The sequence below is a fragment of the Aquirufa sp. Wall-65K1 genome, from assembly GCF_054558475.1.
In genome coordinates this window covers 259,525-284,778 of the sequence record NZ_JBPXKD010000004.1, presented here as the reverse complement: position 1 = coordinate 284,778, position 25,254 = coordinate 259,525, and the positions used below count along the sequence as shown (strand labels likewise).

General features: G+C 39.3%; 21 protein-coding genes. 5 read left to right on the top strand and 16 right to left on the bottom strand.

Annotation, left to right across the window (positions count from 1 at the left end):
• Positions 1-143 precede the first annotated feature (143 nt).
• Positions 144-1,532, top strand: coding sequence for a high affinity choline transporter 1 (locus tag ACST15_RS08595; RefSeq protein ID WP_459454244.1), 1,389 nt, complete (start codon positions 144-146; stop codon positions 1,530-1,532).
• Here ACST15_RS08595 and ACST15_RS08590 read toward each other — a convergent pair.
• Positions 1,507-1,947 carry an NUDIX domain-containing protein gene (locus ACST15_RS08590; protein WP_459454243.1) on the bottom strand — a complete coding sequence of 147 codons (441 nt, stop codon included), beginning with the start codon at positions 1,945-1,947 and terminating at the stop codon, positions 1,507-1,509. The genes ACST15_RS08595 and ACST15_RS08590 overlap by 26 nt on opposite strands.
• 98 nt (positions 1,948-2,045) lie before the next feature.
• Between ACST15_RS08590 and ACST15_RS08585 the strand changes: the two genes are divergently transcribed.
• Positions 2,046-3,137: a Nif3-like dinuclear metal center hexameric protein gene (locus ACST15_RS08585; RefSeq protein ID WP_459454242.1), complete on the top strand. Its 1,092-nt coding sequence runs from the start codon at positions 2,046-2,048 to the stop codon at positions 3,135-3,137.
• Positions 3,138-3,177: 40 nt separating this feature from the next.
• Positions 3,178-3,990 carry a zinc ribbon domain-containing protein gene (locus tag ACST15_RS08580; protein WP_459454241.1) on the top strand — a complete coding sequence of 271 codons (813 nt, stop codon included), beginning with the start codon at positions 3,178-3,180 and terminating at the stop codon, positions 3,988-3,990.
• Between the two features lie 55 nt (positions 3,991-4,045).
• Here ACST15_RS08580 and accD read toward each other — a convergent pair whose 3' ends face one another.
• From accD to ACST15_RS08535, 9 genes are all read right to left on the bottom strand, one after another.
• Positions 4,046-4,891 (bottom strand): acetyl-CoA carboxylase, carboxyltransferase subunit beta, encoded by an 846-nt coding sequence (accD, locus tag ACST15_RS08575; RefSeq protein WP_459454240.1) that lies wholly within the window; start codon positions 4,889-4,891, stop codon positions 4,046-4,048.
• 74 nt (positions 4,892-4,965) lie between these two features.
• Positions 4,966-7,593, bottom strand: coding sequence for a T9SS type A sorting domain-containing protein (locus ACST15_RS08570; RefSeq protein WP_459454239.1), 2,628 nt, complete (start codon positions 7,591-7,593; stop codon positions 4,966-4,968).
• Positions 7,594-7,694: 101 nt separating this feature from the next.
• The gene (locus ACST15_RS08565) at positions 7,695-9,119 is read right to left on the bottom strand and encodes a RagB/SusD family nutrient uptake outer membrane protein (protein ID WP_459454238.1); all 1,425 of its coding nucleotides are present in this window, start codon (positions 9,117-9,119) and stop codon (positions 7,695-7,697) included.
• An 11-nt stretch (positions 9,120-9,130) separates the two neighbouring features.
• Complete coding sequence (locus ACST15_RS08560; RefSeq protein ID WP_459454237.1) at positions 9,131-12,163, bottom strand: SusC/RagA family TonB-linked outer membrane protein; 3,033 nt, start codon at positions 12,161-12,163, stop codon at positions 9,131-9,133.
• Positions 12,164-12,304: 141 nt separating this feature from the next.
• The gene (locus ACST15_RS08555; protein ID WP_459454236.1) at positions 12,305-12,952 is read right to left on the bottom strand and encodes an HAD family hydrolase; all 648 of its coding nucleotides are present in this window, start codon (positions 12,950-12,952) and stop codon (positions 12,305-12,307) included.
• Positions 12,952-13,716, bottom strand: coding sequence for an MBL fold metallo-hydrolase (locus tag ACST15_RS08550; protein ID WP_459454356.1), 765 nt, complete (start codon positions 13,714-13,716; stop codon positions 12,952-12,954). Before ACST15_RS08550 ends, ACST15_RS08555 begins: the two co-directional genes overlap by 1 nt.
• A gap of 13 nt (positions 13,717-13,729) precedes the next feature.
• Positions 13,730-14,098: a response regulator gene (locus ACST15_RS08545; RefSeq protein WP_459454235.1), complete on the bottom strand. Its 369-nt coding sequence runs from the start codon at positions 14,096-14,098 to the stop codon at positions 13,730-13,732.
• A gap of 139 nt (positions 14,099-14,237) precedes the next feature.
• Positions 14,238-14,744, bottom strand: a complete 507-nt coding sequence (locus ACST15_RS08540) for a DUF2911 domain-containing protein (RefSeq protein ID WP_459454234.1) — start codon at positions 14,742-14,744, stop codon at positions 14,238-14,240.
• Positions 14,745-14,768: 24 nt separating this feature from the next.
• The gene (locus ACST15_RS08535; protein WP_459454233.1) at positions 14,769-17,012 is read right to left on the bottom strand and encodes a DUF5916 domain-containing protein; all 2,244 of its coding nucleotides are present in this window, start codon (positions 17,010-17,012) and stop codon (positions 14,769-14,771) included.
• A 180-nt stretch (positions 17,013-17,192) separates the two neighbouring features.
• Between ACST15_RS08535 and ACST15_RS08530 the strand changes: the two genes are divergently transcribed.
• On the top strand, positions 17,193-17,909 hold the full coding sequence (locus ACST15_RS08530) for a YebC/PmpR family DNA-binding transcriptional regulator (RefSeq protein WP_459454232.1): 717 nt from the start codon (positions 17,193-17,195) through the stop codon (positions 17,907-17,909).
• Entirely contained in the window at positions 17,872-18,828 is a 957-nt protein-coding gene (locus ACST15_RS08525) for a hypothetical protein (RefSeq protein ID WP_459454231.1), read from the top strand. The genes ACST15_RS08530 and ACST15_RS08525 overlap by 38 nt, the downstream gene beginning before the upstream one ends.
• A 17-nt stretch (positions 18,829-18,845) precedes the next feature.
• On the opposite strand, the gene ACST15_RS08520 is transcribed toward ACST15_RS08525, so the two are convergent.
• Genes ACST15_RS08520 through ACST15_RS08495 form a run of 6 tightly spaced genes read right to left on the bottom strand, consistent with a single transcriptional unit; the run spans position 18,846 to position 25,251 of the window.
• Entirely contained in the window at positions 18,846-19,592 is a 747-nt protein-coding gene (locus ACST15_RS08520) for an NUDIX hydrolase (RefSeq protein ID WP_459454230.1), read from the bottom strand.
• Positions 19,593-19,603: 11 nt separating this feature from the next.
• On the bottom strand, positions 19,604-20,260 hold the full coding sequence (locus tag ACST15_RS08515) for a GDSL-type esterase/lipase family protein (protein ID WP_459454229.1): 657 nt from the start codon (positions 20,258-20,260) through the stop codon (positions 19,604-19,606).
• A gap of 2 nt (positions 20,261-20,262) precedes the next feature.
• On the bottom strand, positions 20,263-21,255 hold the full coding sequence (locus ACST15_RS08510) for a Gfo/Idh/MocA family protein (protein ID WP_459454228.1): 993 nt from the start codon (positions 21,253-21,255) through the stop codon (positions 20,263-20,265).
• Positions 21,256-21,265: 10 nt separating this feature from the next.
• The gene (locus ACST15_RS08505; RefSeq protein ID WP_459454355.1) at positions 21,266-22,348 is read right to left on the bottom strand and encodes an aminotransferase class V-fold PLP-dependent enzyme; all 1,083 of its coding nucleotides are present in this window, start codon (positions 22,346-22,348) and stop codon (positions 21,266-21,268) included.
• Between the two features lie 7 nt (positions 22,349-22,355).
• Positions 22,356-24,266 (bottom strand): phosphoglycerate dehydrogenase, encoded by a 1,911-nt coding sequence (gene serA, locus ACST15_RS08500; protein WP_459454227.1) that lies wholly within the window; start codon positions 24,264-24,266, stop codon positions 22,356-22,358.
• Entirely contained in the window at positions 24,259-25,251 is a 993-nt protein-coding gene (locus ACST15_RS08495; protein ID WP_459454226.1) for a YheT family hydrolase, read from the bottom strand. Before ACST15_RS08495 ends, serA begins: the two co-directional genes overlap by 8 nt.
• Between the last annotated feature and the right edge of the window lie 3 nt (positions 25,252-25,254).

Here is a 25,254-nt window from a genome sequence, read left to right as displayed (position 1 = left end):
GGTTTGACAAGCACTAAAGAATAAGCTTGCCAGTAAAAACATCAAATAGTAAGGGAATTTAATCAACATACAAGAGGGTAAAGGCTAATGGGGTTAGAAATGGGTAAAGAAAATTACGTATTTTTAGGCTCATTCTATTAAATATGTTAATCGCATTTGTACTTTTTTATTTGGCATTGAACCTAGCCGTTGGCTGGTGGGCGAGTAAAAAAGTGCATACCACACAAGATTTTGTTTTGGCAGGTAGAAACCTGCCCTTTGCCTTAGCTACCATGGTCACCTTTGCTACCTGGTTTGGATCTGAGACCATTTTGGGTGCTCCCAGGGAATTTGTCCATGGTGGTGTTTTATCCATCATAGAGGAGCCCTTTGGTGCGGCTTTGGGTTTGATGATAGTGGGAACTATCTATGCCCGTAAATTATATGCTTTAAAAGTTCTAACGTTTAGTGATTACTTCCGACAAAGGTTTGGTAATTTCTCCGAAAAGTTATCTGCAATCGTGATGGTACCCTCCTATTTTGGGTGGATTTCAGCACAGCTGGTTGCCCTAGGTTTAACCTTACACCTACTTTTGCCAATCAGTACCGAATGGGGTATTGTTTTCGGGGCATTGCTCGTGATGACCTATACCCTATTAGGTGGTATGTGGTCAATTTCGATCACCGACTTTTTTCATAACATCATTCTCATAGTAGGATTAGCATTTTTAGCCTTTTTGCTTTACCAGGAAACACCCAATTTGGGAGCAATATTAGCTAAGCAAGAATCCAACTTTTTTAAATTCACTCCTCAAAAACATGATTTAAACTCTTGGCTAACCTATTTGGCCGCCTGGATTACCATAGGATTAGGGTCTATTCCTCAGCAAGACATATTTCAACGGGTCATGTCAGCTAAATCATCTCACATCGCGGGTATAGCTAGTTTTTCTGCTGGCATGATGTACTTAAGTGTAGCCATGTTACCCTTACTTATAGCATTTTTAGGAGTGAATTTATACCCAAGTTTACTCGCTGACGATATGTTATTAATCCCTCATTTGGTCATGAAATTTACCCCTACGGGAATTCAAATACTATTTTTAGGCGCCTTGCTATCAGCCTTGTTGAGTACTACCAGTGGTGCTATTTTGGCTCCTGCATCGGTTTTGGGAGAAAACTTAATCAAACCTTTACTAAAAAATCCATTGGATAAAAAAGTTTTGAGCGTCATTCGTTTGTCTGTGGTGATAGTCACCCTGTCATGTATTTACATGGCTGTCAAGAGACAAAATATTTTTGAATTGGTGGGTGAATCCTCTGCCTTTGGGTTGGTGTCACTTTTCATCCCACTAAATGCCGGATTATGGTGGAAAAAGGCTAGCTCCCTTGGTAGCCACCTTAGTATGACATTGGGATTAGGCGTTTGGGCCTATTTTCAGTTTATTTCACCTTCTGAAATCCCCTCGATTTGGCCAGGATTGGCTGCTAGTTTATTTGGGTTGGTGGCAGGAACCTACCTTTGGCCTAATCCACCCAAGGTTGCTGGATAGCCCCTAGGTATTCCCCCTTCTTTTGTAAGAAAACTAAATCTTGTAAAGCCTCCCCTACGTTCGGGTATAAATGAAGACTGGCTAACTGAGAAATGGGAACCCAGCATAGCTCTTGTGCAGTGGTTTCATGTGCCTGAAGGATGGGTATACCAGAAACAATTTTACCTTCAAACAGAATATGCAAAGCACTTTTTTTGTCTTCTTTGGAAGGGATTTCTCCCATAAGAAGAAGTTTTCCCACTTCTACCTCTACCGCCAATTCCTCTTGACATTCACGAATAATGGTTTCTGGAAAAATTTCTCCTGGGTCAGGATTACCCCCAGGAAAATTATACACCATTCCACTGCCAAATTGATAGCGCATTAATAAAACGTGATCATTTTCCATAATCACAATGGCCGGTCTACATCGCATATTCTTAATTCAATTAGATAGGTATTATCTGCTTAAATATAGCCATTTTTTTCAAAGCTCCCGAAAGAATTTTACCTTTGACATACTAAAAAAAGAATATGAAGCTTGCAGACGTTTGCCGGAGTATGGAAGAATGGGCGCCTTTGGCCTGGCAGGAATCCTATGATAATGCAGGATTGATTATCGGAGATCCCACGATGGAGGTAACAGGGGTTTTAATCAGCCTTGATTGTACCGAGGCTGTGGTCGAAGAAGCTATTCAAAAAGGCTGCAATGTCATTATTTCGCATCACCCTATCGTGTTCAAAGGGTTAAAATCCTTAACGGGAAAAAATTATGTAGAAAGAACGGTCATTAAAGCAATCCAACATTCCGTCGCATTGTATGCATCCCATACCAATTTAGACCATGCCCCGAAAGGTGTTTCCTTTCATTTGGCTCAAAAATTAGGAATCAAGGGAAAGGTCCTATTACCAGCAGAAAATGCCCTAAAACAAATCACTTATTTTGTCCCGCTAGCACAACAAGAAGCTGTGAGAAATGCTTTACATATGGCTGGAGCTGGCAACATCGGTGAGTACGCGGGATGCAGTTTCTCCTCAGAAGGTATGGGACGGTTTACTCCGTCTGATGAAGCCCAACCTTTTATGGGTCAAGCGGGGCAATCTACGGAAATTCCAGAAGTAAAAGTGGATATGATTTTCCCAAGTTATTTAGAGGCTACCATACTTAGAACCTTGAAAAATGCCCATCCTTACGAGGAGGTAGCTTATTTCATTCATTCGTTGTCAAACCGTTGGCAAGAGGTAGGAGCTGGGTTTATTGGTGAATTGGAGAAGGCCATGACCCAAGAAGAATTCCTACACTTTGTAAAAAAATCACTCGGTTTGTCAGCCATTAGGTATACGAATATTCCATCCAAAGAAATTAAAAAAGTAGCCCTTTGTGGGGGAGCAGGAAGTTTTTTGATTGGGGAGGCAAAGCGACAAGGCGCTGATGCGTTTTTGACCGGTGATTTAAAATATCATGAATTCTTTGATGGCGAAAATAGCTGTATGCTTTGTGATATAGGCCATTATGAATCCGAAGTCATGATAAAGGATGCTATCCATGCTTATTTATCAAATATTTTTAGTAATTTTGCCGTTCTGAAAAGCGAGACCTTGACCAATCCGGTCAAGTATGCATAAGAATAAAGAGAGTTAAACACTTTCAAACGTAACAATAATAATGGCTACAGCTACCGAAACTACGATTGCCCAAAAGTTAGAAGCATTATTAAAGCTTCAGACCATTGATTCAGCCTTAGATAATATCAAGAAAGTTAGAGGTGATTTACCCGAAGAAGTACGTGATTTAGAGGATGAGATCATGGGTTTAGAGACTCGTTTGGCTAAATTCCAACAAGAAATCGCGTCTTTTGAAGAGCAAATTTCTAACTACAAAAATTCTAAAAAGGATTCTGATAAGTTAATTGTGAAGTACAAAGAGCAACAAATGAACGTGCGTAATAACCGTGAATTTGAAGCTATTTCAAAAGAAATTGAACTTCAGGGATTAGAAATGGAGATCGCTGATAAGCGCATCAAAGAAATTGATTTCAAAGTTTTGAACAAAAATGACGAAATCGCTTCTGTTGAATCTACTTTGTTTGAACGCAAAAAAGATTTAGAACAAAAGCAGAAAGAATTAGAGGTTATCATCAATGAGAGCGAAGAAGATGAGCAAAAAGCGATGAAAGATCGTGAGAAGGCTTTGAAATTAGTGGACCCTCGTTTATTTAAGTCTTACGAAAAATTGCGTGATAATGCCCGCAACGGTTTAGCCGTGGTGATGGTGAAGCGTGGTGCTTGTGGCGGATGTTTTAGTTCTGTTCCTCCACAAAGACAAACAGATATCAAGGACAAGAAGAAAATCATTGTATGCGAGCACTGTGGTCGAGTTTTTGCCGGTGTGGAAGATGTTATTCCTCCTCCAGAGAAAGAAAAGAAAAGCCGTAGCAAGGCAGCGGTTGCCGCTCCTGCTGCTCCAGCTGCTGAGTAATAAAAAAGGCTCCCGAAAATTTCGGGAGCCTTTTTTATTATATTTCTATTTGGGGTTATTTCTGCAACATTCCCAATAAAGAAGTCAATTTATCTTTTAGATCTTTACGATCTACAATGAAATCCAAGAATCCGTGTTCCAACACAAAATCGGCACTTTGGAATCCCTTTGGTAAATCCTTACCTATCGTTTCACGAATAACACGTGGTCCGGCAAAACCAATCAAAGCACCTGGTTCTGCAATATTGAAATCACCCAACATGGCAAAAGATGCCGTAACACCTCCAGTAGTAGGATCTGTCAACAAGGAAATATAAGGAATCTTAGCTTCATCCAATAAGGCTAAACGAGAAGAAGTCTTTGCCATTTGCATTAATGAAAAACCTGCTTCCATCATACGGGCACCACCGGAACGAGAAATCATTATAAAAGGCTGTTTATGCTCCAAAGAATAATCAATGGCTCTAGAAATCTTTTCGCCCACCACAGATCCCATGGAACCTCCAATGAAACTGAAATCCATGGCCGAAATGGTAATGGGCATGCCATTCATTTCACCATAAGCTGAACGAACAGCGTCTTTTAAACCTGTTTTTAATTCCGTTGCTTTAACTCGATCTGGATAGTTCTTGGTATCCACAAATTTCAATGGATCACCTGAACTCATTAAAGCATCTAATTCGGTATATTTTGTTTGATCAAATAGTAATTCAAAATATTCTTGAGAACCTATCTTCTCATGGTAATTACAATTGGAACAAGTATAAGCAAATAAACGATGCTCTCTAGTATGGATGGCCTTCTTGCAAGAAGGGCACTGATACCATAAACCATCTGGGGCTTCTCTTTTGAATTCGGTAGGAGTTTGAATTCCCTTATCTTTTCTGGTAAACCAAGACATAATTTCTTTTTTATAAAGGACTGCAAAGATAATTAAAAAGAGGTGGCATGGAAAACTAATTCCCTATTAGATGATTATTTCAATAAAAATACTCTCTTTATCCACTGTTGCTTTTCCGTTTTAACAATACAGAAATACGTACCTGTTGGCCAATTCCCCGCTTCTATTTCCTTGTCTAATAGGGAACCTCCTACGCGTATATTTTCTTGATAAACCACTCTTCCTTGCAAATCAACCACGTTTAATTCCACTACTTGGCCCATTTGCTCTAAAGGTAATTGCAAGCGAAATAGCCCTTGGCTAGGATTCGGTCGAATCAGTAAGCCTCTGTCTTCTGTTCCATTTTCTACCGCCAATACTAATTTAGGAGGAGTAACAGCTTGAGCACCTTGAATATTTAAATTATCGATGGCCCAGCCCCAACCATAGGCGCCTACATCCGCATGTAAACGGAAACGTAGCAATACTTTATCTCCCGGACTAAATTTACCCGACCCTAAAATATCAATCTCTCTTTTTTGGAATAAGGCGGCAGTACCTTTCAGGGTAGAGTTTCCATTTTTGTCGACATTGGTTCCAGTCCATGCTTTTTGCCATTCGGAATAATCATTGGAATCCCAGCCATCCCGTAAATTTTGCCAGGTAAGACCTCCATCCTTAGAACCTTGCACAATCACATAATCATAAAATGAGCGATTGACCGTTCCATCTGCATTTAAAAAAGAGGTTCCTGTTGTCTCGGCTGTTTCTACCAAAACCACCTCATCAAAGGAAATTCGGGCCGTATCTGCGCGAATGATAATGGGCTTTAAGAGAATGGCATCGTAATTGGTAAATTTATCGGAACCACCTGAATTATCATAAGACTCTTCTGCTCCATTGGCATAAGGATGATCAGTATGTAAGCCCAAGGAAGTAAAATTGGCTGGCTGGTTGATAGCAAAGCCTTTCAAATAAAAATCGGCACTAGGTTTATTTTCAAAATCTGTTTTGTAGTTATTGACAGCATCCATGGAGGTCAAGACCACAAATTCGTAATTACCCGTGGCAGGAAAATAAACATAATTGGAAATTTTAGCTTTGTCTTTTACCACCACACGGTACTTAATAATATCCCCTGCTTTGATTTGTCCTAAGGCAAAATTGAATGCTCCATTATAACTAAATGCATCTTTGGTAGAGCGTACAAATCCCGATCTAATTACAGAACCAGTACCTATACTGTATTCCATATAAACTGTATCAATTCCTATATTATCATTTGCCAATAAGGTAGGAAGCGGGATTTTTGTCTGATTTGAGAAAACATATTTAAGCGGGTTGGAGAAAATCGCAACGGGCTTAACGGTGTCTTGACCAATGGTGAATTTATATATGCTCGTGGTAGTGGTTCCCGAAATGATGGGTGCTTGGGCGGGACTCGTAAATTTCTTTCCACTTGCCTCTTCGGCAACCCAATAATAGGCAATGGTTCTTAATTTATTTTCTTTAGGTAAAGTATAGGAATAACTTGTTCCTGATAAGCTTAGTGGTCTGGATGTTGCATTCTGGATGTTACCATCGGTAGAAAGCATCAATTTCACGGAATTTTCTTTGAGCAAGGTATCTGAATATACTTTAGCTGTAAAGACATAATCCTTGGTTACATCTTCTGAATCAGTAAATAAATCTCCTGAAGGAATAACACTTGATGAATACCAACCAAAATCATTGAAAGCGGCCGGCACGATAGTCCCTAACTCTCTGGTAATTTCTCCTTTGGCAATGCTGGGTGTCATTAGGGCATTAGGGTCCTTAGGCCTGTATTTAGAGGCATCTACGTGGTAGATGGAAGACCCTTGGGTGTAAGTTGTAGGAGCATATAACTTAGCTGCCTCTTTTTTATTGGCTGCGAGTACTTTGGTTGTATTTAGAAATAAATTAGCTGAAGTCAGTTGGGTTTTTAATTCAGGAGAATCATTTTTAAAATTGAGGGTATCAGTTAAACTAATCCCTGAAGCATTGACCATAAATTGATCAAAGATACCTGGATAGATATAATAGGCCGTTGAATTATCTACTGTTACTTGACCAATAAAACCCAGTCCATGACCAAATTCATGTAAAACCACAGAATATAAGTCAATTTGATTGATCGTTGGTACATCATCAAGTCCCTTGTACCAATTGGCATAATCCGAATTAAAGTTAGCTACGATATCAAAATCCGTACCATTCAAATTCTTATGGGCCATCTTTTCGGCCAAAGCAATGGGATAAAAAGTATTCACTTTAGCTGCTCCTGGGAAATTGCGCACATTGGCTGTTGCCCCGGCACTTCCCAATACATTACTAGCTAAGGTACGCCACCTACAAAGGATTTTAATTTCAACATCGGAATTTAACACTGAAGCCCAAGTCTCAGCCGCCTTCTCAAAAATAGCTCTTACATCGGCAGGAGGAGGTGTTTCAAAGCTCAGGGTAAACTTAGCCGCACTAGCTGAGGTTCTATTTTGGGTACCCTTGGTCTCCAAATTCATTCGTCTTACCCACTCCCTCATTTCCTGGGTATAGCCCTCTGGGAGTTCGCGTTTTATCTTGGTGAATTCAGGAGTGTATTCTTCAACCATCTTACCTGGAATCATATCCATCGTATGATGTTGAGAATATCCGATGTGCCCTAAACCAAGCACTGCAAGAATGATGTATAGAAATTTCTTCATAAGTGGTAATTATCCCTAAATATAAAGATGTTTGGCTAATATATAAATCGAAAAAGTCCCTCAAATGGGGACTTTTTCGATTAACACACAAAATACGTCGATTAATAATTCGGATTTTGTTGAATATTAGGGTTTACACGCAATTCATTGGTTGGAATTGGCAATTGTAAACGATAATCTGTAGCTGCTAAAGTCAAGAAACGTGCTGGAGTACCAGTTCCATCGGCTCTATCACCACGCGAAGAACGAGAAACTCCTGTTCCTTTACGCTTCAAATCGAATAAACGATGTCCTTCAAAAGCAAACTCCAAACGACGCTCTAAATCGATAGCTGCTTTCAAAGCATCTCCTGATTCTGTAAAATTGCCTGCATCAAAACCATTATAACGGTTTCTACGAAGGTTATTTAAAGCAGTTAAGGCTTCAGCATTCTTGCCTAAATTAGCTAATGATTCAGCTAAATTTAACCAAACTTCTGCTACACGTAATACCTTAGAATCCGTAACGTTAGCATTACCAGTAGCTCTACCAAACCACTTAGCTATGGAATTATAAGGCTGACCATTGAATGTTGTCAATCGTACAGAAGCTGCTGTTCTTACATCGTTGGCTTTGAAAGACTGTAAGAATTGGTAGTCTATTACATATTCATTACGAACTCCCGAAGCTGAGCTTTGGCTATATTCCACACCTGGAGTAATACGGTCTTTGTCTACAATCTGCAATTTTAACAATACACCTGTATTTACTGCATCTGTCCAAATTCTAGCATAATCCGCTAAACCCCCTGGGTTAGAACTTAAAGCTAATGAACGAGTCGCTGCATCAGCTGATTCTTGCCATTTTCCTTCGTATAAATAAACACGAGATAATAAAGCGGCTACAGCTGCTTTGTTGAATCGATAAATTCCATTGGCAGTACCAATTCCAGTTTCAGCTGCTTTTAAATCTGCTTCAATCTTACTGAAATTAGTTTTTACAGATTCACGACTTGGTTTCAAGGTAGCATCCGTAGATGTTACATATGGAACTCCTAAGTCTGTATCAGAAGCTTGGGTATAGGCTTTTCCATATATCCGTACCAAATCAAAATGTGCCATAGCGCGGAAAGCCAAAGCTTCAGCCTTAAAATTTTCCTTAGCTGCACCTGCTGGTAAACGATCCAAGTTTTCTAAAATGGCATTAGCTCTGCGAATACCAGTATAAGCTGTTGCAAATAATCCCCAAGTTCCATCCGAAGTATAACGCCACTCATGGAAAGAAAGATTAGATAAACGACCTGTACGTGCCACCAAAACATTATCCGATAAAATATCGGGTAAACTGATCATAGAACCTCCATAATAAGAGCCTCCTAAAGCTGATCCATACATACCTCTGACAGCATTAGCAAAATCAGATTCCGATTCAAAAGCTTGTGCGATGGTAGCTGAGTTATATGGTCCCAGTTCCAATCCTTTTTCACAAGAACCTAGTCCTACTAGGCAAACACTGCATATCGCTAGAATGAATTTTTTCATTTTCATGTCTCTACTAATTAAAATGTGATATCTAATCCTACATTGACTGTTCTAGTTTGCGGATAAGAATATGCCGCATATAAACCTTGAACAGTTCCACCAGCACTTTCCGCCTGGCCAAATCCAACTTCTGGATCTCCTTTAAATTCTGGAGTCCAGTAGAACCAGTTTTGCGCTTGAGCATACACTCGTACTGACTGCATTTTAGCCTTCTTCACCAAGTTGCTAGGCAAATTATAAGCTAAAGTCACGTTACGTAAACGGATATAATCTCCTTTTTGTAAGAAGCGATCAGTAGAGAATGATTGATATAAATTACGTGGATCAGGCAAAACATTCACATCTCCTGCTTTTTTCCAATAATTCAACGCATCTACTGCCTGATTTTGATATACATTCTCTCCATCTGAATTCAAGTCTTGCCATCTGTAGTTTAATATGTAATGACCTCCTTGATAAACAGCGTCTGCTGACAATGTCACACCTTTATAAGTCACTGTAGTTCCTAAACCACCGAAATACTTAATTTGACGAGATTTTCCACTTAAGATTACAGCATCTCCTGCGCTCCAAGTCTCGGTATTGGCACCAGATTTATCCAAATATATTGGCTTACCTGTTTCCTTATTTACGCCAACATAGCGATTTAAATAATAAACATCGATTGGCTCACCAATTTTCAATCTAGAAACACCACCTGTACGGTTAAGATTATCTTCTGTCAACTCAACCACTTTATTGTTGTTGTTTGTAAAGTTAGCTGAGATATCCCAGTAGAAATCTTTTGTTTGCATGATCTTGTAATTCAAGGTTAATTCAATACCTGAATTCTCTACAGCTCCTACGTTCTCTGTACGACTTGAAAAACCAGTAGTAGATGAAACCGGACGATCAAATAACAAATTAGTTGTCTTCTTTTGGTAGTAGTCTACCGAACCCGTCAACTTGCTCTTCAAAATGGCAAAATCAATACCTACGTTTGTTGAAGCTGATTTTTCCCAGGTTAAACTTGAGTTAGGTAATTGAGAAGGGAAAGTTGCTGAAGTAGTACCATAACTTGAATAACGATACAAACCTAAGGAAGTATAGTTACCAATACGGTCATTACCAGTAGTACCATAACTAGCACGCAATTTCAACTGATTGATGAAAGTTAAATCTTCCATGAAAGCCTCTTTGCTGATTTCCCATCCTGCACTGACAGAACCAAATAAACCATAACGGTTATCTACTCCGAAGCGAGAAGATCCGTCACGACGAATGGACGCATCCAAGAAATAACGCTGGTTGAAGTCATAACCCACACGACCGAATAATGAGAATAACGACCAATCTGTTTTAAATGAAGTGGCAGAAACTGGCGTTGAAGCATTATCCTGTGTACTAACTTTTCCATTCGGGAAACCTTTTGTTCCAAATGAGAAAGAACGATAGTTATCATTTGTATACTCTACCCCTACTAAGGCACGGATATTGTGCTTATCAGCAATGGTATTTGTATAGTTCAATGTATTGGAGAATACATAGTTGAATGACTGATATCCATTATCTGTTTTGGATCCACGAGCTGCAGGGTCACCTACATATTGGTCTAATACGGAATTAGGCTTGATGTATGACTCTCTGTAATAATCTACCCAAGTTACACCTGCCTGAGATCTAAACTCAAAGTTTTTGATTGGAGTTAAAGACACATAAGCACTAGAAATACCTGTATTGGTAGTCAAGGTCTCTGGATTATTTTCCAATGCCTCAGATATTGGGAAACCTTGGTGAGTTAAATTAAAGTTTCCATTTTCTAAACGCTCTGGCTCATATGGGTTGTAGGCATAAATAGCAAAAGCTGGATTCTGCGCATTGTAACGGTCACGAACCTCATTAGTCTTGTTATTGGAGAAGTTTACGTTGGTTCCTATTTTAACCCAATTATTTGGTTTAAACTCCACATTCACACGACCTTGCTTTCTCCACAAATCAGAAGCTAACTTAAAGATACCTTCGTTGATTTGATTTTCTAATGACAAATTATAAGTAAATGTATCACTTGCACCACTTACTCCCACGCGAGTAACTTGGTTCATACCACGACGTAAAAGGGTATTAAACCAATCTGTTTTTTTAGATTCTAAAGTAGCCCAAACTTTGTCTAAGTCAGCCTGAGTTGCGCTAGCAGGACTAGTGATTCCAGCAGCATCTACGTATTCATTAGCATAATCTAAGTCTCTTTCATATTCCAACTTTTGACGAAGATTCATCATTTGGAAATTGTCTGGTGTTTTCTCGTTGATACCATAAGAAGTAGAAACCGTTACTTTGGCATTTCCTTTCTTACCTTTTTTGGTAGTTACTAAAATAACACCATTAGCTCCACGAGATCCATAAATAGCCGCTGAAGAAGCATCTTTTAAGATGGAAATATCTTCAATGTCATTAGGGTTCAATGAACTTAATACGTTAACACTTCCGATAGCTCCTTCACTGTTAGCGGTTGGAACACCGTCAATAACCACCAATGGCTGTGCACCTGCTGTTAAAGTACCTTCACCACGGATACGAATAAAGGCTGGAGCCCCTGGACGTCCGTTTTGAGCGGTAACTTGAACACCCGCAGCTTTACCTTGCAATAAATTTTCAAAGCTGGCCACCGGTTTGTTTTCCAAGGCTTTGGAAGACACGTTCACCTGAGCACCGGTTAAATTTTGCTTTTTGGCTGTACCATAACCAATAACAACCACTTCGTCCAAACTTGATGATTCTGGAACTAAAGAAACATTAATGACCGATTTGTTACCAACAGCTACTTCTTGTTTGGCAAAACCAACAAAACTGAAGGATAAAACGGCATTTTTTCCGGGAACGGAAAGGCGATAACTACCATCACTACCAGTAGTAATACCTCGAGAGCTCCCCTTGATGGAAACACTCACACCTGGCAAACCAGACCCATCTTCTGATGAGCTAACTTTTCCAGAAATTACTTGGTCCTGAGCGAGTACTGGAACTATCCAGAACAGCATCAATCCAAGGCTGAACAATAATTTTCTTTTCATAAGGAAAGTTTTTGATGAAATAAAAGATTAAAACAAAGAACAGTAATGTAAAACCACTTACCTGGGTAAAAGGTTTTAAAAATTAGGAAAATCCCAAAATTTGCCAAAGATAATTTAGGTAAATTTAAAAAACAAGATGAATTATTTGGCTTGAATCAAGCTAAGAAGTCCCTCAAAGTTAGGTACTTGAATCTGAGTATGTGCTAATTCAGTAGCTGTGTGGGAGCTTGTCATACCCACAACTTTCATTCCTGCGGATAGGCCTGCCTGTATCCCTTGGAGGGAATCTTCCACTACCCAGCAGTTTTCATATTTTGCCCCCAGGATATCAGCGGCTTTCAAATAAATTTCTGGATCGGGCTTGCCCTTTTTCACCTCTGCACCTCCCACTATGGCCTGAAAAAAATGCCGAATTGCCAGTCCATCCACGATAAAATCAATGTTCCCTTGTCCGGCAGAAGTAGCCAAAGCACAAGGAATACCTTGCTCTTTTAATCCTTCCAAAAAGCTGATTAAACCGGGAGCTGCCACTCGATGGGCCGCATAAAATCCTCGGTAAATGGCTTCTTTCTTTTCTTCAAGATGTTCAATTTCTTCACGAGACATGCTCCTCCCATAAAACCATTCAAATGTGTCTTTGGAATTCATTCCGTTTAAATCCCGATAAAACACTTCTCGAGTCAATGGAATGCCATGTTGCTCACAAAATAATAACCAGGCATCTACATGGTAGGGTAAATTATCCACCACCACTCCGTCCATATCTAATAAAACAGCTTCTACAGGCATTATGATACGCTTAATTGAAGGCCGTCATAGGCCAAAAAAACATGGGGTGGCAATTCTTTTTGAACCTCGGCATGCAATCCCATTTGATGACTAATGTGCGTGATGTAGGCTCTTTCTGGCTTCACCTTGTCGATGACTTCTAAAGCTTCATCCAAGGTAAAGTGCGATATATGAGCTGTCTTTTTTAAGGCATTAATGACCAAGACCTTAGAACCTTTCACTTTTTCTAATTCCTCATCGGAAATAAAATTCGCATCGGTGATGTAGGTAAAATTGCCAAATCGAAAACCCAAAACATCCAAAAGATAATGCCGAACTAAAATAGGTTGAATTTTTACTCCTTGGATTTCAAAGGCTTGATGGGTGATGGGTATGGTTTCAATCTCAGGTACTCCAGGATATTTATTTTCCCCAAAAGCATAGGCAAACTCCCTTTTCAGTTGATCGATTACATTCACTTGAGCATACAAAGGTATACTTGATTTTTGCGCATAATTAAAGCCTCGCAAATCATCCATCCCCGCGGTATGGTCCTTGTGCTCATGTGTATATATGACAGCATCTACCTGCTTAATACCAGCACGAAGCATTTGTTGGCGAAAATCAGGGCCAGTATCTATAATGAAACTTTTACCTTGGGTTTGAATGTGCATGGAAACCCTCAAACGCTGGTCATGATAATCAGAGGAAGTACAAACTTCACATGAACAGGCTATCATGGGTATCCCTTGTGAGGTACCTGTACCCAGAAATTCTACCGAGATCGGCGACATGCCGTTATTCTGTTAATGCTTTAACTTGAGATACAAGGGCATCAAAATTCAAAGGTTTAGCTAAAAAATCATTAAATCCAGCTTCTTTGAAATCTTCCATGCTGTAGTTTCTTGCATTCCCTGTAATCGCTATCATAGGAATGTTGGATTTCGTTGAATCTGCTAAAGCACGAACCGCTCTGGCACATTCCATTCCATCCATGACAGGCATGTTAATATCCAAAAGAATGATATCAAAATCAGCTTTGGCTAATTCGTCTAAAACTTGTTGTCCATTCTTAACCGCATGAATTTCAAAGTTTTGAAACTCTAAAATTTTTCTGGCTAAATTTTGAATGACCGAACTATCCTCTGCAATCAATACTTTTTTCATAACACAATCTTGTTAAAATGGCTCAGGGGCACATGCCCATAATGAGGTAAAAATAACCAAAGCATCGAGGAATTCAAATGAATTTCTGACATAAAAAAAGCGAACCTTGATGGTTCGCTTTAATTTTAGATTATTTCTCCTATTTAACGTAGAAAGAAACGGAAGTTTTATCCCAATCTAAAGTAACTTGACCTGTCTCTGAAACAGCTATAGTAAATTGCTCGGTCATGGCATGCTCACTTGGTTTAGCTGTCACGCGTAAAGCATCTTGAGCGGCTTTGTAAGTATAAGCACCCCACATTTTTGATTCTTTATTGAATATGATGGTCCATTCTGTCGGACCAGGGATAGATAACAAAGAATAAACACCTTTTGCCAAAGGTTTACCTTGAACTAACACATCGTTAGAGAATTCAATGGTCGTGGCTTCATTCGCACCTGTTCTCCAAACTTCTCCATAAGGAACTAAAGCTTTTTGCTCTTTGGTACCAAATACCAAACGTCCTTTGACAGATGGCTTAGCATATTTAATCAAAACTTGGGTTTTACCCACTTTCTGAGAGGCTACTGCTGGTGGCGAAGCTGGACTTTGTGCCAATGCTCCAAAACTTAAAATACAGGAAAGAATAACAAGAAGTTTTTTCATGGTAGTGTTTGTTAATTTTTAGACCTACAAATTAAGCCAATAATTCAATTTTAGCACTATGGAACGATTTCTAATATGAAAATTCTCTGGTAAATAATTATCTGTGTAAACCAAAAACAAGTCAGAAGCCGGTTTATATCTCCACTGTAAACGGGCATTGAGGTTCATATTCTTGGTTTGCTGATTCAACTGAAAGAAGGTAGTAAAAAACAGTTTATTGGTAAAAGTTATGTCCACTTTTGGACGGACAATCCAAAATTCTGAAGCCGAAATGATTTTTTTGCTAGTCCCATCGGCTTGCGTGATGGGCACCTCCACTCCCCAAATATCGTTGTAATCCAAGGCCACAGAAATACCGACATGGGGCTGAAAACGATAGCCCAATTCTCCAGTCATTCCTGTTCTATATCCATTCCCATAATATCCTCCAAAACGTGAAGTCACCGAATATGTGAACAATTTAATGGGTGAAGAGATATACCCAAATCCTACGGATCTCCAGGTATGTTCTGAACCTTTTCTGACTGGCGCATTTCCCATACGGGTAGGATCGAAATCATATAATAATCGAACATAATCATAGCCATGGAAGGCTGAAAAGCTTGACTGATCCTTCATTTTACCTTCCAAAGCTACGTAGGTGGTATTATCTGTCAAACCACCTGAATTATTCCAAAAGCTCAAACTATTTAATCGAACTTGCGCATAGAATAAGCGACTGGTTTTACTTTTGGGATATAAGATCTTGCCTACCTCTGGGTTGATATTGGTGTAATTGACACGAGGCACATAACCCACTTCTGGATTATAACTATCCCCTACCCACTGATGCTTCCAACTCATGATCCAATGGTTGTCTTTGTAGGCCAAAGAAGCCGCATGGGCAAAATTATTTGTTTTAGCATCTGGACTAATGGACTGATAATAGAAGATTTTACCGGTCCAGAAATTATTGGATGAGGCTAAATTGTATTCCACCCCAATATTTCTATTGAATTCAGCAAATCCATTTTGTCGCTGAAATTCGGTATCTATAAAGGACTGCTTGTTGATCATAAATATTCCGATGTTTGAACGAGCAAATAATTTCCTTTGCAAGGCAACCATGGAATAGTTTTGGGTAGGAACTCCCTTATCATCAATTCTTTGCGATTGAACATTCAACAAACCTATCCTCCAGTCATTGGTCAATTTACCACTCACACGAGCACCATAGGTTATGGGTGTTTGCTCATAAATACCAGTACGAGCATTCAAAGCTAAACCAATGCGACGAGAGAAAAATGGACGAATATTTTCGGTCCCAAACCCATCAAATAAATCGGAATTTTCAATGAAGAATTGCCTTTTTTCTGGATAAAACAACTCAAATCGATCAAGATTGGTTTGTTGCCGGTCCACATCCACTTGCGAAAAATCAGGATTGATGGTCAAGTCCATGTTCATACTAGAACTTAATGCCACTTTGATATCTCCACCAATTTGCTTTCTAAAACTGGTTGGACTTTGGGTTTCATAATTACTCGTCACTCCAGATAATACATAAGGAATCACTGAAATATTTTGTTTGGGAGCTGGAGGAGGAGTTTCCCACAACAAAACACCTGAATAAGCTAAAGAGGCCGTAGGGAATTGTCGTGGCACTGGTGCCCAAGCAGATTTTTCTTTGGCTTGCAGGTCCAATCTACTGAAATTAATTCCCCAACGAGTACTATTGTTTTTATATCGAATGGATTTAAATGGAATAGCTGCCTCCCAAATCCAAGATTCCTTGTTATAAGAAGTGGATGACTCCCATTTGTTATCCCAATTTAGGTTTACTTTCGCCCCTTCGGACATCTGGCCGTCCCACTGTGCCCCTGCGGCATTGGCTCCAAAAGAAAATCCTGTGGTTTTATCATCGAAAGTATCAATAAAAACAAGGAAGTTATCATTAATACCAAAGCTAAAATCACGTTTAAGTGATTCTACCACATAGCGAGATTGATCTTTCAAAAAACACTCCGCAGAAATATATAAAAACTTATCATCATAGGTCATTCGAACATCCGTACGTACATTAGAACATAGTGTATCGGTTGGATTACACATCATAAAATCACTCACCTTAGCCGCTTCGAACCAGGCGGCTTCATCCAACTTTCCATCCATCTTAAGTGGACTTTTAGCCGGCTTGATGAGCATTTGGAAGTTTTCGTTTCGTTTGGCTGTTTGAGCTAGAGAAAAAAAAGTGGTAAGCGTAAAAATTAAAAGGAAAATTCGCTTCATAAAAAAGGTTGTCGTAAATCAGTCTCGGCAATTTAACCAAATTAAACGGAAGCGTAGGTAGGTATTGTAGGGCAGCTTGGAACTTAGATGGAAATAATTCTTTAGTTTTTTTATTTCTATCGACAAAAATCCTTTTGCTTGTTTTATTTTTGTAGCTAGTACTAATTATCGCAAAGAATTATGGGAAGAGCTTTTGAATTTAGAAAGGCAAGAAAGTTTAAACGCTGGGGTCAAATGGCCAAAACGTTTACAAAAATCGGTAAAGACATTGTTATTGCTGTGAAAGCAGGTGGAGCAGATCCAACAGGTAACTCGCGTCTAAGGGCCATCATTCAGAATGCCAAGGCAGTTAATATGCCGAAAGATAATGTGGAACGTGCCATAAAAAGAGCCGTATCCAAAGACCAAGAGGATTATAAAGAAATTGTATACGAAGGATATGCCCAGCATGGTATCGCTATTTTAGTAGAAACCACCACGGATAATATCAACCGTACTGTGGCGAATATTCGCTCATCTTTCACCAAATGTGGGGGAAGCCTAGGTACGCAAGGGATGTTGGACTTTATTTTTACGCGTAAATCAGCTTTTAAAATTGCGGCTAAACCAGAAATCGATTTAGAAGAATTAGAATTTGAATTAATTGATTTAGGTGGTGATGAAGTTTTTTTAGATACTGAAACGAATCAAATCAATATTTATGGAGAGTTTACGGCTTTCGGAGCTATTCAGAAATACTTAGAGGAGAAAGGATATGAATTATTAGGGGCTGACTTTGAGCGAATTCCTAATGAGACGAAAGAACTTAGCGATGAACAAGCCGCAGATGTGGAAAAACTAATTGAACGTTTGGAAGAAGATGATGATGTTCAAAATGTTTACCACAACATGGGATAAAGTAATAAGTAAAAAGCACCTAAAATTAGGTGCTTTTTACTTATTTACCTCCTTCACCTTATTCGGACAAATACCTAGCTATCAATTCAAATCCATTCATGGAATAAGCAATTCCTCCAAAGCCTTATTTCAACCCTACCTATTCAGGTCAAAAGAAACGTCTGATTTTCACTTGCAAGTACATATCAAAGAATTTGATTTACAAACCAAGGAAATAGTCAAATTTCATGCTGAAGTTTATGTAGATCGAGATTCTATCTTGGGACCACAATTGCTCTACAGCTACCGAAGCAGTTTTAAAACCCAAGGACTCAAAAAGAATTCAGCCCATTGGGAAGAAATGGCCAAATTAAGTTCTCAAAGCCTAATTAAGCAATTTGCCATTTGGTGGAAAAACAATTGGGATAAAGACCCTAAATTAATTCAGCAAGTTAAGGTAGAATTTTTACCTGATTACTTACCCAGTTCCCAAGATGCCGACAGCCTTTTTTACGGGCAAAAAAAACTGGAATGGAGTGATTTTAAATCTAAACCTACGCCCGGTTCACGATTTGCTGCTCAAATATTTAGCAATTTTGAATACCATGCAAGCCCAAGAATTGAGCAAGGAATCCTATACCTTCCCATCCAAGTAAAGGTGTATATGTTACGTTCCTATTCCTGGAAAAAAGAAAATCTCCCAGACAGAGCCTTGGACCATGAAGCCACCCATTTTGCTATTACCCAAAGAGCTGCCAAGCAATTTAAAGAACTCATCACCCAAAGAACATTGCGCCCACTTTGGTATGAAAGCGAGCTGCAATGGTGGTTTTTAGATGCCTACCGCTGGATGAATAGCACACAAAAAGCCTATGATGAAGAAACTCAACACGGCATCAACTTATTGGAACAAGAAAAATGGAATGAAAAATTTAAATAGTTAGATAAGTGTCTAAATTATAAATCTACTTGAGCCAAATAGGCTTGAGCCTTCTTAGCGTCAAAGCGATATAAATAAGGTGCTTTGTGGGCCCCTCCTAAAAAACGCTTTTCTAAGCGCACCAGAATATCCATACTTAATATCTTTCGTTGGAAATTCGTCCTCACTAATTTTTTACCTAAAATGGTTTCGTAGACTTGCTGTAATTCAGACATGGTGAATGTTTCAGCCAAGAGGTTAAAAGCCAGTAATTTTTGATCCAAAGACCATCTCAAGCGCTCCAGGGCTTTTTCTAAAATAGCTCGGTGATCTAAAAACATTTCAGGGATATCATGTATATCATTCCAAGAAAATTGGTCTGACATGTGGTCCAAATTGACGTTCACTTTAGAAAAATCAACCAAGGCATAGTAACCTACGGAAATATACCGCTCTGACAAAAAGGAAGTATCTATTCTAGATTCACCTATCTGCTCTTGAATTTTGGCATGCTGTTGGATGGCGTTTTGGTTTCGCTTGACATCTCCAAAAGTATAAAATTGCTCCAGGTACAAATCTTTTAGGCCAGTACGCTCAAAAAGTACCCGACTTGCTGCTTGATCAACATCTTCATTGGACTTAACAAATCCACCGGAAAGCGACCAGACATCCGTATTTTTAAATTTCAAAAGAAGTACTTTCAATTGGTTTTCATGAAATCCAAAGATGACACAATCCACTGAAATATTGGCTAACCAATCTGTTGCTGAATAATCTCTCACCATAAACGTAAAATTTAGGGATGCTTTTGAATAAATTCATGAATTTGCTTCACAAAAATCTGGTATCCCTTTTCATTCAAATGTAATTTGTCTGCAACAAAAATATCATCCATCAATGTACCATCTGCACGGAAAAAGGGGCTTTGCATATCCACATAAAACCTATCCTTTTCCTTGGAGATAATCTGTTGAATTCGATTGTTTAAATCTTTTTGTTTATCTAACATGGTCAATCGAGCTAAACTAGGTCTAGCAGCAATAAACACCAATTTGGTAGTAGGCAATTTAGCACGTAGTCGCTTGGAAAACTCGACGAACTCCTGAGCGATGAATTCAGGACTTTGACCCTTTGCTAAATCATTATCACCTTCATACATAAATACCCATGATGGCTGGTATTTAATGACCATTCGATCAAAATAATACAATGCCTCCTCTAGGGTAGAACCACCAAATCCGCGGTTAATGGAGGGATAGGCAGCCATATCTTGACTAAAAGTCTTCCAAAGGCGAAAGCTGGAACTTCCAATAAACAAACGTAGGTTTTTGGCAGGCATGGAAAGTGAGTCCTGCTTTTCATACGCCCTAATTTCCTTTTCAAATTTGTCGATTTGTGCCCATAGGCTAGTTCTCACCAAGAGCAAAATGCCTAGTAATAATTGTTTCTTCATCTTTATTCGTTAGGATAGACTAAACCTATTTGTTTTCTAATTTCATCTAAAAGTCCCATCAATTCTTGACTAAACTGATGCGTCATCCATTTGTTTTCCAATCGGCCAGCGCGTAAATCAGCTTGCACTGCTTCCGCCTCATAAGAATATCCCCATCCCTTTCGTTCGCATGCATACTCCTCCACTTCCCCAGATTCCAAAGTCAGGGTAATACCAAAGGTTTCATGAAAACGAGAATGCATCAAAATTTTTCCTTGGCTACCATATATCGTACATGTGGTATCTGTTTGAGCCGCCAAAGTAGAAAATAATGTGGCAGTAGCTCCATTTTCATAACTAGTTACGATGGAGCAATTCATGTCCACTCCTGTAGGGGCCATGGTACCTGTAGCCAACAAAGTTTTGGGTTGGCCTAGTAACAATTTAGAAATAAAAAGAGGATATATCCCAATGTCCATCAAAGATCCACCGGTTAACACGGGGTTGAATAAACGACTCTCTACATCATACTCCGCTTTAAACCCGAAGTCAGCCGCCACATGCCTGATTTGACCTATCTTACCCGATTCAATAATCGCCAATACTTGTGCCACAGAAGGATGAAACCTCGTCCATAAAGCTTCCATTAAAAACAAATTCTTTTCTTTGGCTTTTTGAATCATTTCAGATACTTGCCTACCATTTACGGCAAAAGCTTTTTCACATAAAACAGGTATTCCTGCCTCTAAACACAATAAAGTATGAGCATGATGAAGACCGTGAGGGGAAGCCACATAGACAACATCAATCAGGCCGCTGGATAGCATTTCTTCATAAGAACCGAAGGCCTTTGAACCTGGATAATGGGAAGCAAATTCTTCTGCTCGATTGATATCCCTAGAAGCCACAGCTGTTAGCTGGGCATCTGAAACAAAAGCTAAATCATCGGCAAATTTGCGCGCGATTTTACCGCAGGCGAGTATTCCCCAACGGATGGAATTTCCTGGATTAATCATTTTTTTCTAATTAAATAGCGTTCAAAGTTTGTATCAATGCCTCCACCTGTTCCAATGAAACGGCAGGGAAATTAGCAATTCTTATTTGAGTTTCTTTCATTTTGCCATATCCTGATCCCACAATCATACCCGACGTATCTTTCACTTTCTGAATGATGGTCCCCGCTGCCTCCTGACAATTTAAAACAACTACCGTTTGAGAACGATGCGACTCATGCTCTACAAAAGCTTCAAATCGATCTGATTTCTTGGCAAAATCATATAGTGCCTTCGCCTTGCGATCCGTCTCTTTGCGGATTTGATCCACACCTATTCGGTTAAAATCTTCCGCCACTTTACCTAAAACATATATCCCCATCACATTGGGTGTCTCTGGCGTTTCAAACTTCTTGTAATTTTCCCAAAGGCTCGGTAATGAATGATAAGTTCCAATCACCCCTTCATGCTTTTTCATCCTTTCTGCCTTCTCCAGCATAGCCTCATTGGCAATCCAAACACCCAAACCAGCTGGCATACCAAAAGCCTTTTGAACAGAGAAAAAAGCCGTATCTACGATATTAAAGTCTAAGTTGGTATAAGGAGCCGAAGAAACCATATCTACCGCTAAAAACTTGTCTTTGTTGGCTTTCTTTAATTTATGAATTTCCTGTGAACGCATTTGTACACCGGAACTTGTTTCATTGGCAGTAGCACAAATCAATTCAGCATAAGCTGGCACTTGTACATCTGCCGCATCAAAACCCTCACCAAATGGTTTGTGAGCAGCATGCGCATATTTGTGGAGTTCTTGTGCAAAGTCGAAAAACTTTTTTGAAAATGAACCATTCACTAAGTGAAAGCACTCATGCTCCACCGTATTCATGATGATTCTTTCCCAAATTTCTGTAGCAGAACCCGTAAATAAAATTGCATTATTCTGTTTAGGCAAATTAAACAATTGCCTTAATTGCTCATCGGCATGTTGGTATATTTTTCTAAACTGAGCAGAACGATGCGAGATGGAACCGATGGACAGACGAAATGCCTCCTCATAATGTCCTTGAACAGTAGGATAAAGTGCCGCTGGGCCAGGGGTAAAAAATACGGGTTGCATCATATAATTAGTAAAGCATTCTAAACTTAATGGTATTATCAATCAATTTCAATTCATTGACGATTTCTTCTGAATATTCCTTGGCCACATCGGTGATGACATATCCTGTTTTCTCGGTCGTTTTCAAGTATTGACCAATGATATTCACATGATACTTGGCAAAAACATTATTGATTTGTGCCAATATACCCGGAACATTGTGGTGGATATGCAATAAGCGGTGTGCATTTTCCAATGGCGGCAATTGTAATTCTGGGAAATTCACGGACCCATACGTACTTCCATTGTTCATGAACTGCAATAATTTGGCAGGAACAAACTCCCCTATATTCGCCTGAGCCTCTTCGGTAGAGCCTCCGATGTGCGGCGTTAATATCACATTGGGTAAACCTCTCAGCTCATTGATGAATTCCTCATCGTTGGTTTTAGGTTCATAAGGAAATACGTCTACCGCAGCTCCCCAAACTTTGCCTGATTTAATCGCCTCTACCAAAGCAGGGATTTCCACCACATGACCTCTGGAAAGATTCAAGAAAATCACATTGTCTTTCATCCAAGAAAACTCTTGTTTTCCAATGATATTGGTATTGACCTTTCTGCCGTCAACGTGCAAACTCACAAAATCGGCTAAGTTCAATAATTCTTTCAAGCTGGAACATTTCTTGGCATTACCTAAGGCCAATTTATCGACCGTATCAAAGAAGTAAACTTCCATGCCTAATGCTTCAGCAATCACGGATATTTGTGTTCCAATATTTCCGTATCCAACCAAACCTAATTTCTTCCCACGAATCTCATAAGAATTGGTAGCCGATTTATCCCAAACACCCGCATGCATGCGCGTGGATTTCTCAAAAATATTACGCGTAAGCATCACCATTAAACCAATGGATAATTCCACCACCGAACGGGTATTAGAATAAGGCGCATTAAATACAGCAATCCCCCTATTTTCACACTCCGACAAATCGATTTGATTAGTCCCAATACAGAATGCGCCTACGCACATTAAACGAGCAGCATTGGGATGCTCCAATACTTTCTTGGTCAAATTGGTTTTTGAACGTAAACCTAAAATAGAAACATCTTTGATTTTCTCCATCAACTCGGCTTCATCCAAGGCTCCTTTCAATAATTCTACTTGGAAACCCTCCTTTTTAAATGCTTGTACTGCATGTGGATGAACGTTTTCCAACAATAACACTTTAATCCTAGATTTAGGATAAGACTGAGCACGACTCAATCCATTGATGTATAAAAACTCGTCTAAGGAAGGCACCACATGATCAGCTTTCTCTACCACCACTTTACGAGAAACATTTTCTGTAAATGCAAAAAACTTATTGGCTAAACCCGCCTCACGTAATTCGTAATCAGTATAACCATCACCAATCACATAAACCTCGCCTTCTAAGTGTAGGGACTGCAGTAGGCTAACTTTACCTCGATCCTTCGACAATAAATTATCATGATCGTAACCTGTTATATTTCCTTCCGCGTCATAATGAAACGTATTAGCAAATACATTTTCTGCTGGGATACCTAATTCCTGAACTACAGGAACAATGAAATCTTTAAACCCACTGGAAACAATTAAGATTTGCTCGGCATGCTCTTGGATAAACTCCTTGTTCCTTTTAAATGAATCGGAAATTTTACCTTTTAAAAAAGTAATTAATTGATCTACATGACTGCGGTTGGCAGACAAAAGTGCCACTCGATCACGCAAAGAATCTGCAAAAGAATAGGAACCCGCCATCCCTTTTTCCGTAATTTCCCGAATTTTAGAGACAATCTCACCCTGCTTCGGGTTTCCCTGTAAGGCGATATTCGCCAACTCATCTAGCCCTTCTACTTTGGTAAAAGTGCTATCAAAATCAATCACAATGTGCAATGGTTCCAACTGTTTATTAGACATAATTAATCGTTTCTTTATTCAAAAACCAATTCATTGCCCGTTGTTCCGACCACAAGGTTCCTCGATAACCTGAAGGATAAAATCCACAATGCCCGCCTTGAGCTGGCAATTCCAAAAATACCTGTTCCCAGTTTGAAGCCTGAGATGCGGGAAGGCATTCGGGCGATAAAAATGGATCATTTTGGGCATTCACTACCAAGGTAGGAATCTGAATTTTATCTAAAAAATACAGTGAGCTATTCTGTTCATAATAGTCTTCTGCATCTTTAAAACCATGTAATGGACCCGTAATCACATCATCAAACTCCTTCAATGTTTTAATTCTTTGTAGAATAGCCACATCGACAGCCGTGGGAAATAACACAGCTTTTTCTTTTGCTTTAGATAGAAGAGTTTGTAAAAATCGATGAGTGTAGAGTCCATTTTCTCGTCGTGCCAACTTTCGGCTACTACTTGAAAGGTGCAAAGGTACAGAAAATGCCACAGCTTTTCGAATCAAATTTGGATGATTTTGCCCTTGCTCACCCAACCATTTCAAGGTTAGATTTCCCCCCAAACTAAATCCAGCCAAATAAATGCTATTCGCCCCACGTTGAATACAGGTTTGAATCACTTCTTCTAAATCATCCGTAGCCCCACTATGATAAAACCTGAGTTGCCGATTCATCTCACCTGAGCAGGACCTAAAGTTCCACGCCAGCACATTGAATCCTTGGGCCAACATGGTTTTGGCCAAACCTCTTACATATTGGGCCTGACTACTTCCCTCCAAGCCATGGGAAATAATGAGTAATGGTTTTTCGGATAAAGGCGTATCAGCATACCAATCAAAATCCACAAAATCCTGATCGCTTAAAATGAACCTTTCCCGCTGCGGTTTCAGGTCATTTATTTTACGAAATAAAGCAGTAAACATACTTTGTGTATGTCCTTCAGGTAACCAAATTGGGGCTTGATAATCGGGTTTTGATTGAATTAATGGCACGGT